This window comes from Micromonospora sp. DT43, from assembly GCF_049841645.1.
Lineage (GTDB): Bacteria > Actinomycetota > Actinomycetes > Mycobacteriales > Micromonosporaceae > Micromonospora.
The window spans coordinates 155,213-172,114 of sequence record NZ_JBNCKR010000006.1 but is presented as its reverse complement, the minus strand read 5'-3'; the positions used below and the strand labels follow the sequence as shown (position 1 = coordinate 172,114).

Annotated in this window: 14 protein-coding genes, 1 tRNA gene and 3 pseudogenes; 12 read left to right on the top strand and 6 right to left on the bottom strand. The window is 68.9% G+C overall.

Annotated elements, in window-relative coordinates; translation table 11 throughout:
- Positions 1-10: 10 nt before the first annotated feature.
- The 5 genes from ACLQ26_RS16995 (at position 11) to ACLQ26_RS16975 (ending at position 3,874) form a co-directional block, all read left to right on the top strand.
- Positions 11-1,129 (top strand): hypothetical protein, encoded by a 1,119-nt coding sequence (locus ACLQ26_RS16995; RefSeq protein WP_425745334.1) that lies wholly within the window; start codon positions 11-13, stop codon positions 1,127-1,129.
- Positions 1,130-1,241: 112 nt separating this feature from the next.
- Positions 1,242-1,829 carry a helix-turn-helix domain-containing protein gene (locus ACLQ26_RS16990; protein ID WP_425745500.1) on the top strand — a complete coding sequence of 196 codons (588 nt, stop codon included), beginning with the start codon at positions 1,242-1,244 and terminating at the stop codon, positions 1,827-1,829.
- 134 nt (positions 1,830-1,963) lie between these two features.
- Positions 1,964-2,563: a ClpP family protease gene (locus ACLQ26_RS16985; protein ID WP_425745333.1), complete on the top strand. Its 600-nt coding sequence runs from the start codon at positions 1,964-1,966 to the stop codon at positions 2,561-2,563.
- Positions 2,564-2,612: 49 nt separating this feature from the next.
- Entirely contained in the window at positions 2,613-3,392 is a 780-nt protein-coding gene (locus tag ACLQ26_RS16980) for a hypothetical protein (protein ID WP_425745332.1), read from the top strand.
- Positions 3,393-3,523: 131 nt separating this feature from the next.
- Positions 3,524-3,874 carry a DoxX family protein gene (locus tag ACLQ26_RS16975; protein WP_425745331.1) on the top strand — a complete coding sequence of 117 codons (351 nt, stop codon included), beginning with the start codon at positions 3,524-3,526 and terminating at the stop codon, positions 3,872-3,874.
- A gap of 242 nt (positions 3,875-4,116) precedes the next feature.
- Here ACLQ26_RS16975 and ACLQ26_RS16970 read toward each other — a convergent pair whose 3' ends face one another.
- Positions 4,117-4,395: a hypothetical protein gene (locus ACLQ26_RS16970; protein WP_425745330.1), complete on the bottom strand. Its 279-nt coding sequence runs from the start codon at positions 4,393-4,395 to the stop codon at positions 4,117-4,119.
- Between the two features lie 66 nt (positions 4,396-4,461).
- Between ACLQ26_RS16970 and ACLQ26_RS16965 the strand changes: the two are divergent.
- From ACLQ26_RS16965 to ACLQ26_RS16945, 5 genes and pseudogenes are all read left to right on the top strand, one after another.
- Positions 4,462-5,442: pseudogene (locus ACLQ26_RS16965) on the top strand (sigma-70 family RNA polymerase sigma factor); the annotation flags it as partial.
- 61 nt (positions 5,443-5,503) lie between these two features.
- The gene (locus tag ACLQ26_RS16960) at positions 5,504-6,490 is read left to right on the top strand and encodes a phosphotransferase (RefSeq protein WP_425745329.1); all 987 of its coding nucleotides are present in this window, start codon (positions 5,504-5,506) and stop codon (positions 6,488-6,490) included.
- 215 nt (positions 6,491-6,705) lie between these two features.
- On the top strand, positions 6,706-6,999 hold the full coding sequence (locus ACLQ26_RS16955; protein ID WP_425745328.1) for a hypothetical protein: 294 nt from the start codon (positions 6,706-6,708) through the stop codon (positions 6,997-6,999).
- Positions 7,000-7,375: 376 nt separating this feature from the next.
- The gene (locus ACLQ26_RS16950; protein ID WP_425745327.1) at positions 7,376-7,552 is read left to right on the top strand and encodes a hypothetical protein; all 177 of its coding nucleotides are present in this window, start codon (positions 7,376-7,378) and stop codon (positions 7,550-7,552) included.
- Positions 7,553-7,825: 273 nt separating this feature from the next.
- Entirely contained in the window at positions 7,826-9,190 is a 1,365-nt protein-coding gene (locus tag ACLQ26_RS16945; RefSeq protein WP_425745326.1) for a collagen-binding domain-containing protein, read from the top strand.
- A 260-nt stretch (positions 9,191-9,450) separates the two neighbouring features.
- Here ACLQ26_RS16945 and ACLQ26_RS16940 read toward each other — a convergent pair.
- From ACLQ26_RS16940 to ACLQ26_RS16930, 3 genes are all read right to left on the bottom strand, one after another.
- Positions 9,451-9,526 (bottom strand) — tRNA-Arg (locus ACLQ26_RS16940).
- A 437-nt stretch (positions 9,527-9,963) separates the two neighbouring features.
- Positions 9,964-11,370, bottom strand: coding sequence for a hypothetical protein (locus tag ACLQ26_RS16935; RefSeq protein ID WP_425745325.1), 1,407 nt, complete (start codon positions 11,368-11,370; stop codon positions 9,964-9,966).
- Positions 11,360-11,965, bottom strand: a complete 606-nt coding sequence (locus tag ACLQ26_RS16930; protein ID WP_425745324.1) for a SigE family RNA polymerase sigma factor — start codon at positions 11,963-11,965, stop codon at positions 11,360-11,362. The genes ACLQ26_RS16935 and ACLQ26_RS16930 overlap by 11 nt, the downstream gene beginning before the upstream one ends.
- A gap of 285 nt (positions 11,966-12,250) precedes the next feature.
- On the opposite strand from ACLQ26_RS16930, the pseudogene ACLQ26_RS16925 reads away from it, so the two are divergent.
- Positions 12,251-12,395, top strand: a pseudogene (locus ACLQ26_RS16925) (MerR family DNA-binding transcriptional regulator); the annotation flags it as partial.
- 66 nt (positions 12,396-12,461) lie between these two features.
- On the opposite strand, the pseudogene ACLQ26_RS16920 reads toward ACLQ26_RS16925, so the two are convergent.
- Positions 12,462-12,836, bottom strand: a pseudogene (locus ACLQ26_RS16920) (DUF6069 family protein); the annotation flags it as partial.
- Positions 12,833-13,453, bottom strand: a complete 621-nt coding sequence (locus ACLQ26_RS16915) for a TetR/AcrR family transcriptional regulator (protein ID WP_425745323.1) — start codon at positions 13,451-13,453, stop codon at positions 12,833-12,835. The pseudogene ACLQ26_RS16920 and the gene ACLQ26_RS16915, both read right to left, overlap by 4 nt.
- A 311-nt stretch (positions 13,454-13,764) precedes the next feature.
- Between ACLQ26_RS16915 and ACLQ26_RS16910 the strand changes: the two genes are divergently transcribed.
- Complete coding sequence (locus ACLQ26_RS16910) at positions 13,765-16,653, top strand: glycosyl hydrolase family 95 catalytic domain-containing protein (RefSeq protein WP_425745322.1); 2,889 nt, start codon at positions 13,765-13,767, stop codon at positions 16,651-16,653.
- Positions 16,654-16,902: the final 249 nt, after the last annotated feature.

Here is a 16,902-nt window from a genome sequence, read left to right as displayed (position 1 = left end):
AGGAGCGACGATGCTTGACGAACGCCAGATGAGCGACCTGATGCTGGCCGAGGTCGAATCGGCCGAGCGGCCCTCCGCCGTGCTCGATCTGGATCGGGCGATGACCACCGGGCGGCGGCAACGCCGTCTCGCCCGAGGTGCCGGCGCCGCGCTGCTGGCCGCCGCTCTGACCGTCGGCGGGCTCACGGTCCCCGACCTGCTGACCCCCGATCGAGCGCCGGAGTCGGCCCCGAACGGCGCCGCGGGCGGCGAGGGCCCGACCGGGCTTCCGGCCGCGCTCACCACTGTCGACCCACAACGGGTGTACGTCCGGTTCGGCTGGCTGCCGAGCGGGTTGCCGCAACTCCAGTACCAGGCCGGATTGCTGCTCTCCGGCCCCGGCGTCTACCTCGGCGCGTCCACCGCGCCCGGCGGCGGCCAGTGGAGGGGCGTCGCCGTCACCCTCTATCCGAAGGGAGTGCAACCCGCGGCGCCTCAGCGGGACAGCGGCGAACCCGCCCAGCCCGGCAAAACCACGCCCGGCCCGGAGCTGAACGGCGGGGCGAGCAGCTTCACCTCGTACGGCGGTGCCGAGCAGCCGGAGGCGATCCTGCGGTGGCGGTACGCGCCGGACGGCTGGGCGCAGCTCAAGGTCGTCGGCACCGGCCCGGACGTGCGGGGTACCGCGGTCCAGGTGGCCAGGTCGCTACGGTTCGACGACGACCCGGTCCCGATGCCGGCGACGGTGGCGGGCGTGCCGGCGGCGCTACGGGTCATCGCCGTCGACGTGCAGGAGTCGCTGGACGAGCCGAGGGTCTGGTACGCCTCGACCACCTGGTCGCCGGAGTCGGTCACGGGTGATCCCGGCCAGCAGCGGGCCCGCACGATGACGGTGACCATTTCCCGGTACCGGAACATCACCGATCCCGCCGACAACGAGTTCGTCGACCCGAACACCACGGTCGACGGGCACCAGGCGCGGTTCGGCGGCCAGAACGGCTCCGAGTCGCTGACCGTCTACAACGTCGACGGGGCGAATGTGACGATTGATGACAGTGCCCTGCTTCCCGCCGGTGGCACCCGGGCGCTGTTCCCGACGATCAAACTGGTGACCGAGCCGGCCGCCTGGCACACCCACCTGCACCGGTGAGACCCGGGTCCGCGCCGTCGAGCGGCGCGGACCCGTTTCGGGTCGGCCCGGACGGCCGGGGACGGGCATGATGGGGGTGTTCCTCGACGACGACCGCGAGAGTGAGGCCGGCATGTCGTTGCTGCGACGAGTGATCGGTGGGGTGCTGCGCCGGCTGCGCCAGAGTCAGGGCCGCACACTGCGCGAGGTGGCCGCGTCCGCCGGGGTGTCCGTGCCCTACCTGTCCGAGGTCGAGCGGGGCCGCAAGGAGGCTTCGTCGGAGGTGCTCGCGGCGATCTGCCGGGCACTCGGCATCCGCCTGTCCGACCTTCTCGAACAGGCCCGCGACGACCTGCGCCGGGTCGAGCCGCGCATCCCCGCCGCGCCCCGGGCGGCGCTGGCCCAGCTGGAGCGGGTGCCGTCGGCGCGCACCGAGACCGGTTCGACCTTCCGGATCGGCTTCCAGCCGAGTGGGTCGACGCCACCCGTGGCCGCCGTCCCGGCCCCCGTCCGGCAGCCGGTCGGCCCGGTGCTGCGGCTGGGCGGGCCGATCCTGCACGTCGGCGGTCCGGCATCGCCTGTCGGGTCGACAGTTGGCGGGGCAGGGCTGCGGGTCCGGCTGATCGCCTCTGCGCCGGCCGGGCGCCCCGGCCCGCGTACCTCCAAGATGCTGGCCTGCCGCCGGGCCCGGGCGGGCCGGCGGCGGCTGACCCTGGTGTAGGCCGGCCGGGTTCTGCCCTGGGCGGATCTGCCGGCGGCAGAATCCCTGGTCAGCGGCCAGGCGTCGCCGCACGCTGGAGGGGCCGGTCCCCCGGGCGGTCTCCCGCCCGCCGGCACGGTGGAGGGCGGCGGCAGATGATCGGGTACGGCGTGTGGATGCGGGACGGCGGGCAGCCGACCTTCGGCGACCAGGTGTTCGAGCGGCTGCTGCGGGAGCGGATCGTCTTCCTCGGCACCGAGGTGACCGAGGAGTCGGCCAACCAGATCTGCGCGCAGATCCTGCTGCTCGCCGCCGAGGACGCCGACCGGGACATCTACCTCTACATCAACTCGCCGGGCGGCTCGGTGAGCGCCGGAATGGCCGTGTACGACACGATGCGCTACGTCCGCAACGACGTGGCCACGCTGACGCTCGGGTTCGCCGGCTCGATGGGGCAGTTCCTGCTCTGCGCGGGCGCGGCCGGCAAGCGGTACGCGCTGCCGCACTCGCGGATCATGATGCACCAGCCGTCCGGTGGGATGGGCGGCACCGCCTCGGACATCACCATCCAGGCGGAGAACATGCTGCACGTGAAGCGGACCATGCAGGAGCTGATCGCCCAGCACAGCGGACGCACGCTCGACGAGATCCAGCAGGACTGGGACCGCGACCGGTGGTTCACCGCCGAGCAGGCCAGGGAGTACGGCCTCATCGACCGGGTGCTCGCCCGAGCCGACGAACTGCCGGCGGACTGACCGACCCGGAGGCACCCCCGGGTGGTGCTCGTTGGTTAGGGTCACGTCTATGCGTCGACTGATCCCTACCCTTTCGATTGCCCTCGCCGCCGCCCTCGTGGCCGGTTGCGGCACCACCTCTGGCGACACCGGGGGGTCCGGGTCCTCCGCCGGCCCCTCCGCCGCTCCGGCAACGTCCAAACTCGAACCGACCGCCGCCGTCCGGCAGGCCATGGAGCGCAGCCTCGCCGGCACGGTCACCATGGACGCCTCGGTCAAGGCCGGCAACCAGTCGATCACCCTCAGCGGCAAGATGGACCCCGCCGCCAAGACCATCCACGTCACTGGGAACGCCCCGGAGCCGATCGAGGCCCGGCTGATCGGCGACGCCGCCTACATCAAGTCGGACTCGCTCGACGGCAAGAAGCCCTGGATGAAGATCGACCTCAGCAAGCTCCGGCCGACCAGCTCGCTGCGTCAGTCGTTCGACCTCAAGGCGCAGACCGGCATCATCGGCGGCATCGTGACCACCCAGGAAGTGAGCCCCGGCCACTACAGCGGCACCGCCGACCTCAACAAGGCCGCAGAGGCCGCCGGCACCGACGGCGGAATGCGCGACGGCCTGGAGTCCACCGCCAAGCTGGCGAAGGATCCGAAGGCGATCCCCTTCGAGGCGACCGTCGACGGCGACGGCCGGCTCACCGCACTGTCCTACACGATCGCCACGAAGAAGGTCGGCGATCTCGTCACCGACATGAAGATGAGCGGCTTCGGCGAGCAGGTCTCGGTGACCGCACCGCCTGCCGGCGACACCGAACCGGCCTCCGCGGACATGTACGAGTTCCTCTGACCCCTACGACGACGCGGTGCCCTCCGGATCATCCGGAGGGCACCGCTGTTGTCCGGGCTCTGCTGTGGGGCTGCGCGGTAACGTTTCGCCGCGCTGTCCCGTCCTTGGGGTGACAACCACAAGGAGGATCCATGTTCGCCGCTTACGTGACAGTCACCATCATCGCTTCGGTCTTCACCGCCATCGCCGCGGTCACCTACCTGATCGGCCACGACTATCCCAAGGCCCAGGCGGACATGAAGCGGATCCCTCATTCGTGGCTGCCGGTGCTGGGCCTGCTGCTGGCGGCGGGCTCGGCGGGCCTGCTGGTCGGGTTCGCCGTGCCGCTGCTGGGCACACTCGCCGCCGTGGGTCTCGTGCTGTACTTCGTCGGCGCGCTGATCGCGCACCTGCGGGTGGGGTCTCGCAAGCTCGTGGGATGGGCGGTCTTCTTCGTCACCGTACTGGCCGCGCTGGCCGCGAACCTGGCCTACCGCTTCTAGGCGAGCAAGTCCTAACCCTGGCCTGGGCGGCCGGCGGTGACTGTCGGTCACCTCCGTGGGGGCGGACGCGGTCGTAAGGGGTATACCTCAGAGTCATATTCATACCTCTGCGGTATAGCGCTCAACAGCACATCGACACGGCGGGCAACCAAGAGGATGCGCAGCCCTCTTCACCGCAACCCCAGCCGGGTCATGAGTTAGGACCTACTCGTCCAGGCAGGCTTTCGCGACACCCTGCTCCGCTACGAATACGAGCCGATCGGTGTCGCGTCGTCGCGGGTGGGGCCGCCGGCCAGGCGGTCCCCAATGGTGCGCTGGAACTCCTTGAAGGCGGGCAGTTCGGTGAGCCCGGCGCCGTCGACGACGTGAACGAAGGTGACCCCGTCAGCCAGCCGGAAGGCGCTGTACCGCAGGCCGGGCGGTGCCGTGGCCGCCAGTTCGGCGAAGACGTTCTCGATCAGACGCTGGTTCTCGTCTGCCGCTTCGGGCTTGGTCTGGTAGCGGATCACTGTGGCGCTCATCGGGCCCTCCCTGCTGTTTTCGCTGTCACTGGTACTGACCGCGCGGAACCCGGAAACTCATCGCCAGTTTGCCCGTCAGGAGCCGATCGAGGAGATGCCGTGGACCTGGAGGACGAGTTCGCGCAGCACCGGAGTGAGCTGGTCGCGCACTGCTACCGGATGCTCGGTTCGCTGCACGACGCGGAGGACGCGGTACAGGAGACGTACCTCCGTGCGTGGCGGGGATTCGCGGAGTTCGAGCAGCGCTCGTCGGTGCGGACCTGGCTCTACCGGATCGCCACCCGGGTCTGCCTGAACGCGTTGCAGCACAGCAGCCGCCGGATGGTGCCGTCAGCGTTGGGTGCTCCCGGCACCGATCCCGACGACCTGGAGGCGCAGGCGCTGGAGGCGACCTGGCTGGAGCCGTTCCCGGATCTCCTGCTGAACGCCGACCCGGCCCTGGTGGTGGGGACCCGGCAGAGCCTACGGCTGGCGATGGTTGCCGCGTTGCAGCACCTGCCACCGCGGCAGCGCGCAGTACTGATTCTGCGGGAGGTCCTCGCATGGCAGGCGTCCGAGGTAGCGGATCTGCTCGAAACGACGACGGCCGCGGTGAACAGTTCACTCCAGCGGGCGCGTGCGGAACTGGCCAGGCTCGCACCGGCCGAGGACCAGTTCAGCGAACCAGAGGAGCCCGCCCGCCGTGCGCTTCTCGACAAGTACGCCACAGCATTCGAGAAGACCGATCTGGTCGCGTTGGAGGGCTTACTGACCCAGGACACCAGGTGGGAGATGCCGCCGATTCCCACCTGGTTCGACGGTCGCAAGGACGTACTGCGTCTGCTGACGGCGAAGCTGCTGCCGGGAGAGGGACGGCGCATCATGGTGGAGACGTCCGCGAACGGTCAGCCCGCGTTCGCCTGCTACACGCGCGGACGGGAGGGCACCTTCCACGCGCACACCCTGCAGGTGCTGACAGTGACCAAGGCCGGGGTCTCCGCGGTGCTGGCGTTCCACCGAGCCGACCTGTTCCCCCTCTTCGGACTACCGATCGACAGGCGTCCGTAGGAGTGAAGGCCCGCCCGTGGTTGGTATGACACCGTAGGCCCGGCGTGGTGGGATACCGCGCATGGCCGAAACGTATGCCCCGGTCCTGGAGATGTTGTGGGAGACGCACGATCCCAGCGAGACGCTGAGTGGAAGGTTCGGCTTCAGCGACGGTGACTCGGCCGGCCGATGGGTAGCCGACACGCTCGACGAGCACTGGGGTGTTCGAGTCGATTCCTGCGACCGGATCGTGATGAGCGGCGGCAACGCGCTCGCCTGGGTCGGCACGCCGGCCGGCCGGATGCTCGCGAAATGGTCGGTAATGCCCGGCCGTTTCCCACGGCTGGCGGCGATTGCGCGCCTCACGAGCTGGCTGGACGGCCAGGGTCTGCCGGTTTCGGCACCCGTCCCGGCTCGGGACGGCCGCCTGCAGGTCGAGGCCTGTCGCGTCTCGATGGGTCTGCAGCGGGTGATCGCGGGCGAGCTTCTCGACACCGCCGACCCTACCCAGGTGTGGGCGGCCGGCGCGCTCCTGGCCCGGCTGCAGGAGGCGCTGGCGGCCTGCCCACATCCCGACCCGGATCCCGTCTCCACCTACTCCGCTCCCGCCGAGCCGCTGGCGGATCGGGTCATCGGCTGGCTCGACGGGCACACCGAGCAGGTGCCAACGACCCTCCGCGATGCCCTCCGTGGTCTGGTCGCCGCCGCCCCCGCCGACCCGTTGGCACGGCAGCTCCTGCACTCCGACTTGCGGGCGGCCAACATTCTGTGCGTCGGAAGCGAGATCGTCGCGGTTCTGGACTTCGAGGAGGCCCAGCGGGACCACCCGGTCGTCGAGTTGGCCCGGTCGGCGGTCCTGCTCGGCACCCGCTACCACGACTGGGGGCCGGTGCCGGTCGCCGTGCACGCGCAGTTCCGCGCCGGCTACGAGTCGGTTCGCCGGCTCAGCCCGGCGGAGGCGGCCTGGTGGGACATCGTGGTGCTCTGGCAGACGCTGGCCTTCGTGCCGCCCGGCAACGACCCGACCGGCTGGGGAGCATCGGCGCTGAGCCAGCTGCACGAAGGTTGAGAACGAGGTGCGCCACTGCCGGGACCGGCCGGTCTGGTCGTGGATTCGGTGGCGGAACGTCTGCCGCTGCGGTGCAGAGCTTCCCTGCCACTCCCGTCACCGCATCCCGATCAACCGTGGGCACTGGCCGGGTGAGGGCCAATGACACGGTACGGACCGGTTCTGCCCCTCTGGCTGTGCGAGACGCTCCGCCTCCGCTTCGTCGGCTGGCTGCCGTGAGCGCGCTCAACCCCGGCGACCTGCTGCTGATCGGGCCGGCGTGCTCGCCGCAGTTCACCGGGGACCGGGCGCTGCGGCTCCGGCTCGTGTCCGTCGGGGAGATCGACCCGTACAGCGGCTGGATGTGGTTGACGGGCTACGTCCTGGACTCAAGGGGCGACGCCACCGCCAAGCGGGAGCTGTACGTCCAGCGCACTGGCATCGTGGTCGAGAAGAGGGCTCCCGCTCCACCTCTTGTGGGCCGGAAGCCGTACGCCGAACCTCGCCCCGCCCGCGCACGAGTCGGCTAGCGCCACGAGAGCGCGATCCCCCATCGTCCATCGTTGACTGCCACGTCTGCCCTGATCGTCGCTCAGCTGGTGCCTGCCCTCACCGTCACCCGCTAGTCACCCGCCCGCACCGCGGGGAAGGCTTTGCTACACATTGCCTCGACATCGCGTAGCCCCTCGTCCTCCTCGTAGATACAGGCCGCGCAGATGGAGAGGTTGCGACCGTCCGGCCTCGGGTGTACCTGCCGCGCGTGCCCGCACTCGGGACAGGGCTCACCATCGTGACTGGTCATGCTGTGATCGTCGCAGGTGTGCACGCTCAGCTCGAAAATCTCCGCCGCCATGCCGGGCCAACGCTGTCTCGCTGGAAGTGGCTGGGCAGCCATAAGCTCGGCCGATGGCGTCAGTGATCCAGGCGGTGGGCGTCGTCGGCGTCGCCGGGATCCTGGTCACCGTGGTGGTCCTCGCGCTGATCTCCTTCTGGAAATCACGGCATCGCCAGGCAGACGATGATGCTGGCGACTTCCCGCTCAGCCCCCCGCTGGGTGGGGACAGCGGTGACGGCAGCTGCTAGTGCTCCTGCGGCCGGACGCCCGGTGCCGGTAGGCATGAATCTCTCGACGATGGCGGTGGGGACCACGCGGACGCGAACGCTTAGCCCGGCCGCGCCGGCGCGCACTGCGTCGAGCGACCCCTGACCGAGGCTCGACACACCGAGCAGGCGCTATCGACACGGAGTAGGAATTCCTCGGAGTTCATCCGATCGGAGTATCTCTCTGCACACATAACACCGACGGCCGAAGTCGATCGTTTACCGGTTCGTGACTTCTCGGGGGATTGGTAAAGGATGATGGCCAAGTCGGTATTGTTAAGCAAACGAGCGCAGTTGACGTTTCTGCCACTGGCGGGTCTCGCGGCCCTGTTGGCCCTGACGTTGATGGTGGCCCAGCCTGGCGCGGCCGAGCCGAGGGCGGTGATCGACCCGGTTGCACCTGCTCAGGGCTTCCTGGTGATGACGCAGGGAAATGCCAGGCTGCTCGGCAGCGAGAATGAGGGCACCGTCGCCATCGGCGGCAGCCTGAGCTTCAGTAACTATCAGGTAGCGACAAACACCGCCGGCTCGTTCATCGTCCAAGGTGACACCAACCCGACCGCTCTTGTCGTTGGCGGCCAAGTCGATTTCGCCGGCAGCGTGCCCGGCACCCGCCTCCAGGTGCTGCAGAACGGATACGTGAAGGTCGGCGACCTGACCGGAGCCTTCGTGCGGGACGTGGACAACAACGGGGCACTGGTGAACACTCGCGTGTTGCCGGCCAACGACTACGACGCGAGTCCACGTGTCGAGTTGGTCACCCGGCAACCCGTGCCCAGCGTCGGACCGGCCTCGCCGATCGACTTCGCCGCCGCGTTCGCCACCTTCCGGCAGACCGCCGGAAGCCTCGCTACCTGCCTGCAGAACGTGGTGCTTCGGACGCCGGAGGGGGCAGTGCTGCCACGCCCGATCCCACCGGGCAGCAACGCTGTGATCACGTTGACCCCAGGGGTGACCAACACGCTCAATCTGAGCGCGACCGACCTGGCCAACATCGGGACCTTCACCTTCGCCACCCAACCCACCGCCGACACACCGCTGCTCGTCAACGTGGACACCACGGGCGTGGCCGACGATTTCGTCTGGCAGGTCCCGACGTTCGCCGGGATCGGTGGCCCCCAGGCACGCTTCATCTTTTTCAACTTCCCCACCGCTACGTCGGTCACGCTGACGGACGCCAGCGCGACCCTCGAGGGCACGATCTACGCCCCTAACGCCGACCTGAACGCCCTCACCAACAGCAACATCGAGGGCAGCGTGATCAGTCGGACGCTGGTCCACGACGGCGGAGAGATCCACGACTTCCCGTTCTCGACCGCCCTCAACTGCCAGCAGCCCACCCCGAGCCCGACCGTAACGCCGACAGGCAGTCCCACCACTACCCCGACTCAGACACCAACGCCGAGCCCGACGGTGAGCCCGACGGTGAGCCCGACGGCGCCTACCCCCAGCCCGACGCAACCGACACCGACCTTCCCGCCGCAACCAACACCGACGCAGCCCCCGCTGCCGGTGACCGGTCCCGCAAGCCTGCCCCTGGCCGGCACTGGCGCAGTCCTGACGGGAGTGGGGTTGACCCTGCTGTTGCTCGCAACCAAACGGCGTCGCGCCCAACGCTGATTCGGATGAACAGAAGTCACCCCGAGGCGGGACAACCGCCTCGGGGTGACGCCCTGCTCGCCTGCACTCGCGAGGTTCCCTCTGCGGCCCGCGCCGCCGCCGACCGCGATCCACGTCAGGCCGGAAGAGCGCGGCTGTCGACACACCAGGCCAATCCGATCGCCCCGCAGCGTTATTGCCGGGTTTCCGGAGGACGTCTCACGCATGCATAGATAGAAATCGAAGCCCTGGCTGACTTTCCGCTGGTCAGGGCCTCGCTTTGGTGCCCCCGGCAGGATTCGAACCTGCGACACACGGTTTAGGAAACCGATGCTCTATCCCCTGAGCTACGAGGGCGCGAGTGGTCAGTGTAACGACCTGCGGGTCGACCCACGTTGGCAGGGAGCGACCCGTGTTGACCTGCGTTGGCCCGGTGAAACGCCTCGACCGACGACCACACGCGGATCACCACGGACGGGCCTGCGACCATGATCGCCAGCGCCGGTCACGGTCAGGTCGCGTCAAAGCGGTGCGCCCGGGAGATCGGAGCGACAAGGGCTGAACGAGCGGTTGCGGGGTTGCGCTAATTACGCCTCCGGCGGAGGCGCCCCCAGTTCCTGAGTGAGCGGGCTGGCACTGGCGGGTCACGGTCCGCGGGTGGTTACGGTGGGTCGACCGTGGTGGGCGGTGTCGAGGCCACCCCGGTGCCTGCGACTAGCCTGCGCTGCCGGACGGCGGGAACCGCATGCCGGCCGACACGGGGTCGGACCGGACACGCGGTCAGCACGCCATCGTCACCAGGCCCATACGGTTGGCTCACCAAGCCGCTCGCTGAAGTTGGCGCCGAGGCCCGGTGTGGCCTCGACTCGCAAGAGCCGACCGTCCTTGTCGAACACCTTCGCCTTGACCACTCGACGAGGATCGACACGCACCGCTACCGTCCCAGCGTCGAGCCGGCCGCTGGCGATCACTCGCTCCTTCCCGTCGAGCAGCTCGACGCGGACCGCCGATTCCGGTCCAACGACCAGCACGCCGCCTGCCTCCCTCGGTACTTGGACGACGACCAGGTCAGGACTCCCAGTAGCGGGCCAGTAGTCACTCGGCGACCCCGACCCCGGTTGCGGTGGCGGCGCAGCCTCGGTCTTGAGCAACGCGGCGCAGCCACCGTCGGCCGAGCATGAATTCACCAACACGGCCGCTGGTGCGCCGGGTACCCAGTCGGGCAACCGCCCGCCCCAGATCACCTCAGGTGCCGGTCCGGTGAGTCCGTGACCATCGAGCTCCCTCTGCAGGTCGCGCACGGCGGTGGCGGCAAGTGTGGCGTCCACCGAGCCGCGCGCGCCGGCGGTGGACACCGGCGAGGCCGCCTCGGTCGGGTGGACGACACCCAGTCCACCAGCTGCCGGACCGGCGTAGCGCACCACGCCTTGGCAGGTGAACCGCCACCGTTCGGTCGCGAGGCCCGCCCCCCGGACGATGAAACCCTCGGTGCTCACCACCTGCCAGCTCCGGGCAACCGATCCGTCCGGCTGGATCCGGCCGTCTGAGGAGGCCTCGACGAGACATCCGGCCGGTGCGAGCCCGACCGTGAGGTCGGCGACGTGGCGGCCGGTCACCGGCATTTGAAGAGCGCCGAAGACGTACGGGGTCAGGGGTTGCGGTTCGTCCGGAGTGCCGGTCTTGCTCAGCAGTTCCTTCACTGATGCTCCGGCCTGAGCGTTTCCTGAGCGGAGCAGCGCATGTGTGTCGTCCAGGAAGGCCACCACCACGCTACGGGCGCCCGGCGTGTCGTGTGCGAGCAGCACCTTGACCTCGTCGAGCATCGGGTCGACCAGCAGCTCTGCGCGGGCGGCCCGGTACTGCCGCTCGATGTCCGCGATCAGCGCCTTGTCGCCGGCCAGGTTGCCCCGGGTCGGCGAGTCGAGCAACTGCCGCACCATCGGCTGGTCGATGCGGCTTGCCGGCTGGTACGTCTCGGTTGCGGGTGGCGGCGACGCTGCCACGCCGGGGCCCGCCAGCCGGCCAGCGGCACCGACTACCGGCAGCGCCATCGCCACCACCGCCAGGCCGGCCGCGCACGTCACTGCCACCCGCCGCTGCCGGCGCCGATGCACGCGGGCCAGCAACCGCTGGTACGGGTCAGGACCCGGAACCACCGGCTCGGCGATCCGGGCCAACGCTTGCCGAAGCTCATCGGCCATCGTTCACACCTCTCCCTCTCGTCATGACCGGAGCCACGTCCAACGGCGCCTGATTGTCGAGCGGAGGCACCTGCTCATCCGATGCAGATGAGCCGACCGACGAGGCCGGCAGCACCGCACGTAGCCGGACGAGCCCACGCGACGCCTGGCTCTTCACCGTGCCGATCGAGCAACCAAGCATCTGGGCAATCTGCGCCTCTGGGAGGTCCTCCCAGTAACGCAGCACCAGCACAGCCCGCATACGGGGCGGCAGGGTATGCAACGCGCTGAGTACCTCGTCGCGAACCACGACGTCGTCTGCCACATCTGAACTCCGGCCCCGCTCGGCGTGCAGTCGCCAGGCACCGGTCACCCCGGCCAGGAATTCCCGAGAACCGAACCGGTGCCACAGACTGACCCGCTCGTTGGCCATGATTCGGCGGACGTAAGCCACCGGGTCGTTCACCTGCCGCCAGCGGCGCATCACCCGCATCAGCGCGCTCTGCACCAGATCTTCGGCCGCGTGCCGCGAACCGGTCAGCAGGTACGCAGTCCGCATCAGATCCGCGTACCGGATCTCGACGAACTCGCGGAAACCGTCATCCGTCACCTGCACTCTCCAGTCCTAGCGGGGCGCCACCGACGAGAGGAAGACCGTAGGAACGCCGAAAAGGTTGACCGACAGTCGCAACTCCGCAGAGACCGGAAACCTCACGCCGAGACTTGGCCGTAAACCGGACATGGCTCTACGGCTCATTCCGTGTAAACCACGGGCCAGATGGATCATCACGCGTGTTCGCTGTGGAAGGGTTTCGCAGCGGCAGACGAACCGCCGCTATTGCATCAGCAGTCGAAGGGTCCGTCCCACGAACCGGACCCCCGCCCGGCCGCTGATCGCCTCATCCAGATCAGCGAAGCCGCCGAACGGGTCGGGCTGAAAATCCGCACCATCCGCCACTACGAGGAAGCCGGCCTGACCACCCCTCCGCCCGCAGCGAGGCGGCTTCCGCCTCTACACCCAGCCCGACCTCGGCCGGCTCGCCATGTTCCACACGGCCGCCACCACCCGCGTCGTCGGTGACCGTGCTGAGGGCGGGGCGTGCGGCGCTGTAGGTCATGGCCGCGATCAGGACGGTCGCTACCCCCACGTGCAGGGCGCCGAGGATGACCCGGGTCGCGACGTCCAGACCGGAGGCCATTAGCGGCGCGAAGGACACCAGCAGGACCCCGAGCGCGGTGATCGTCCATACGAGCCGCGCGGACCGGGGCAGTACCCGCTCCAGGAATGCGAGCAGCGCCCACCCAGCCAGGGCTGCGGCCAGCGCGACGATCACGACCGGAACAAGACCGATTTCCAGTGTTTCCCGCCCGGGTGGCCCACCGGCGACGGTGAGCCGGTACCCCAGCAGCGGGACAGCGACCATCCAGAGGGCGGCGGCCACACCAACGGCCCCGGCCACGCCCCAAATTCGGTGGCTGCGGTTCATGTGGCAGCCGACGCAGGTTCGACCACGCCGTGCAGGAACACGTCGACAAGCGTCTCGACCGGAGTCTCCGCGGCCCCGGGCCCTCCTCGCCGGCCCATGAGAATGCCGAGGAAGATGACGGCAAGCTGTTCGACCGGCAGTCGCAGCGCGGCCCGGTCGGGTTCCAGCAGTCGAATCAACGCCTGGTGAGTGCGCTCGCCCGCCGCTGCCCGACCACCGGTCGCGCTGCTGTCAGCCGACCCGCGCCGCTCACTTCGGCGGCCACTGGAGTGCAGCGCCGCGATCACCGCGCTCATCCGATCCAGGTAGGCATGCAGGGTCGCTGCCGCCTCGGTCAGCCTGGCGGCCAAGGGCTGATCCAACGGCACTGCGTCGAGTTCGGCGAGAACATGGTCGTTACGCAGGGCAGCCGACAGACAAGCGTCCAACAGCTCGTCCTTGTCGGCGAAGGCCCGAAACACCGTCGCCTCACCGATCCCGGCCGCTTTGGCGATCTGCAGGGTGGTCACTGCGGAACCCTGCTCGACCAGCAGAGGCAGCGCCGCAGCAACAATCATCTCGCGTCGATCTTCCGCACTCATCCCCGGCGCTCTGCGCCGGCTGGGCATCTCAGTCATGCTAATCAACATAAGGAGTGAGGACTCACTCCGTCAATGAGATTGCTGGAGATCGAACCCGAGCGACCGTTACTGGCACCTCGCCAGCCGGATTGCCCCGCTCCGGCCGACCCGAGCGTCCTCGCGGAGCATGGCGAACCCACGGTTGGGGACAGCGCGTTTCATTGACGTAAACCGATGGTGAACTTACTATCGTCGAATCGATTCGACCCTGCGGACCCGTGGCCTGTAGGTAGACAAGACCAGGCTGCGGCGGCTCCGGCGCCATACGGCGCACACCACTTCAGCCCCGTCGTCGAGAAGGGCTTCCGATGACAGACCTGCCCGTGAGTCGTAGGCGCCTGCTCGTCACCACCGCGCTGACCGCCGGCTCGGCAGCCCTGACCCCGGCCGTGGGCGCCCGACGGGCAGCCGCCGTTGCGCCTCAGGCCACACCGCCCGAGCGTGGGATCTACGACGCGACCCCTGCGGCAACCTGGACCGACGGGTTCCTCACCGGCAACGGCGAGTACGGCGCCGTCCTGTACGGAACGCCGACCCTCGAGAAGGTGATCTTCAATCACCACCGCTTCGTGCTGCCCAACGGCAGCCGGGGCGTGACTCCGCCAGTAATCTCCGGGCGGCTGGCCGGCGTACGAGACAAGGCGCTGGCCGGAAACTACGCCGGAGCCAACACGGACTTCGCGGCCGGCTGGAGCCTGCGCTGGACCCAGACCTACCACCCCGGCTTCGAGTTGCAGATCAGCACTCCCGGCATGACCACGACCAACGGGTACGTCCGCAGCACCGACTTCCGGACCGGCGAGGTCACGTCCACCTGGACCGACAGCAACGGCACCTGGACCCGTCGCGCCTTCGCCTCCCGAGCCGACAACGTCGTCGTACACGAACTGACTCCGGCATCCGGCCGGTCGATCGACGCGACGCTGGGCGTGAACACCGCCCTCGCGGGCGTCCCCGGCTCGGTCCGTTTCACCACCCTGGCCAGCGTCATCGACGGTTCCGGTTACCTGAACCTGCGCGGCACCTACCCGTCCGGGCAGGGCGCGTTCGGCTTCGAGGGCGTCACCCGGGTCGTCGCCACCGGTGGCACGGTGGCCGCGAACGGGTCGACGATCGTCGTCAGCGGGGCAACCAAGCTCGTCCTGTTGACCAAACTCGACCGTTACGAGTCGCCCACAGCCTGGGACAGCAAGCCGTTGCACGCGGCGCTGGCCGCGGTGCGCGCCGACTATGCCGAGCTACGGACCCGGCACGTCGCCCTGCACTCGGCGATGTACGACCGCTCCCGCCTGGACCTGAACGTCTCCGCCGCCGACCGGCAACTGTCGACCACCCAGCTGATCGCCCGGCAGAATGCCAACCGCAACACCATCGATGTGGCCCTGCTGGAGCGCCTCTACGACAGCGGCCGTTACCTGTTCATCTCCTCCAGCGGCGTGCTGCCGCCGCGGCTGACCGGAATCTGGGCCGGCACCTGGAACGGCGCCTGGGCCGACGATTTCACCACCGATGCCAACATCAACCTGCAGGTCGCCGGCGGCAACACCCTCGACCTCACCGACGCCATGCAGGGCTACTTCAACCTGATCCTCGGCCAGCTCGCGCACTGGCGCACGAACGCTCGCAACCTGTACGGCGCCCGCGGCTTCCTGGCCCCGTCGCGAACCGACGGCGAGTACGGGTACATGCTGCACTTCGATCCCGGCTTCCCCGGCCAGTGCTGGACCGGCGGCGCGGACTGGTTGCTCTACCCGCTGCTGGAGTATTACCAGGTCACCGGAGACCGGACGTTTCTGGCCGAGAAGCTGGGCCCGGCGCTGATGGAGCTGGCGCTGTTCTACGAGGACTTCCTGACCCGCACCGACTCGGCCGGCCGTGTGGTGTTCGTACCGTCGTTCTCGATGGAGAACTCGCCGGCCAGCACGAACGTCCTACTGGCGATCAACGCCACCGGCGACATCCAGGCCGGCAGACACGCCCTTCGAGCCGCCGTCGAGGCCGCCAACGCGCTCGGTGTCGAGCAGGGCGCCGGCCAGGGTGTCGCACGCTGGACGGCCCTGCTGGCGAAGCTCCCGCCCTACACGGTCAACGGCAGCGGCGCCCTCGCCGAATGGTCCTGGCCGGGTCTCACGGACCGCTACAACCATCGGCACGTCCATCACCTGTACGGCGCGTGGCCCCTGCACGAGATCAATCCCGAGGAGGCACCCGCGCTGGTCACCGCCGCGCTCAGGGCCCTGGCGCTGCGCGGTGACGAGAACACCTCGGCGCACGGCAGCCTCCATCGAGCCCTCGCCTCCGCTCGGCTGAAGGACGCCGCCGGCGTCTACAGCAACCTCCGGAAGATCATCGGCAACAACATGATCTTCCGGTCGCTGATGACAGCACACAACCCGAATCTGGAGACCTACAACGCCGATGCGGCCAACACGCTGCCGGCCGTGCTCAGCGAAGCGCTCGTGTACTCCAGGCCCGGCGTCATCGAGCTGCTGCCCGCCCTGCCCGGCCAACTCGCCAGGGGCACCATCACCGGGGTCCGTGGACGCAACCAGGTCCGCATCCACAGCCTCTCCTGGGATCTTCCTGGTCGCTCGGTAACCGTGGCACTCACCTCGACGATCACCCAGGCGATCACCCTCATCAGCCGGCGCGGGATGGCATCCGTCACCACCTCCGCGACTGTCGCTCCCTCGCCCGTCGGCCCGCATGCGCGGGTGATCTCGCTGACGGCCGGGCAACAGATACAGGTCGTCGTGGGTCTACCAGCCGCCGCCGGCGGCGTCGTTCGACTTGTCAACAGGCGCAGCGCAAAGGTGCTGGACGTCAACGGCGGCGCCACCACGGACGGGGCAGGCGTCATCCAGTGGCCGTGGACTGGCGCAACCAACCAGCAGTGGCGGCTGTTATCCAACAGCGATGGCTCATTCCGACTGTCCGGCGTCAAGAGCGGCAAAGTCCTGGACAGTCCAGGTGGCTCCGGCCAGGGCGCGGCACTCGTCCAGTGGGCCGACAACGGCGGACGTAACCAGTGGTGGAACCTCGTCCCGGCAACTACCAGCGGATACCACCGGTTCGTCAACGTGAGTAATGGCCTGTGTGTCGGGATCGAAGGCGGCTCCACCGCGGACGGCGCCAGGGCGGTCCAGCAACCGGTCAGCGGCGAGACCAGCCAGGAATGGCAAATCCTCGATGTCTGATGCGGGAGGTCAGAGGCACTGGTCGCCGCGGTGTCGTGCCGGGGAGACGTGGTTGGCACGGGAGTGAGCGGCTCAGCGCGTAGCCCGGCCCAGAGGACACATCTACCTTTGGGGAGCACGCGTTAGTCGATCGCCTCTTACGCGCCGAATCCCTACGGCGACGACGCGAACAGCAAGGTGACACGCCGCCCCTAGAAACTGTTGCTAGCGCAGGTGAAGTAGCAGCCACAAGCCACTGGTGTGGGCTGG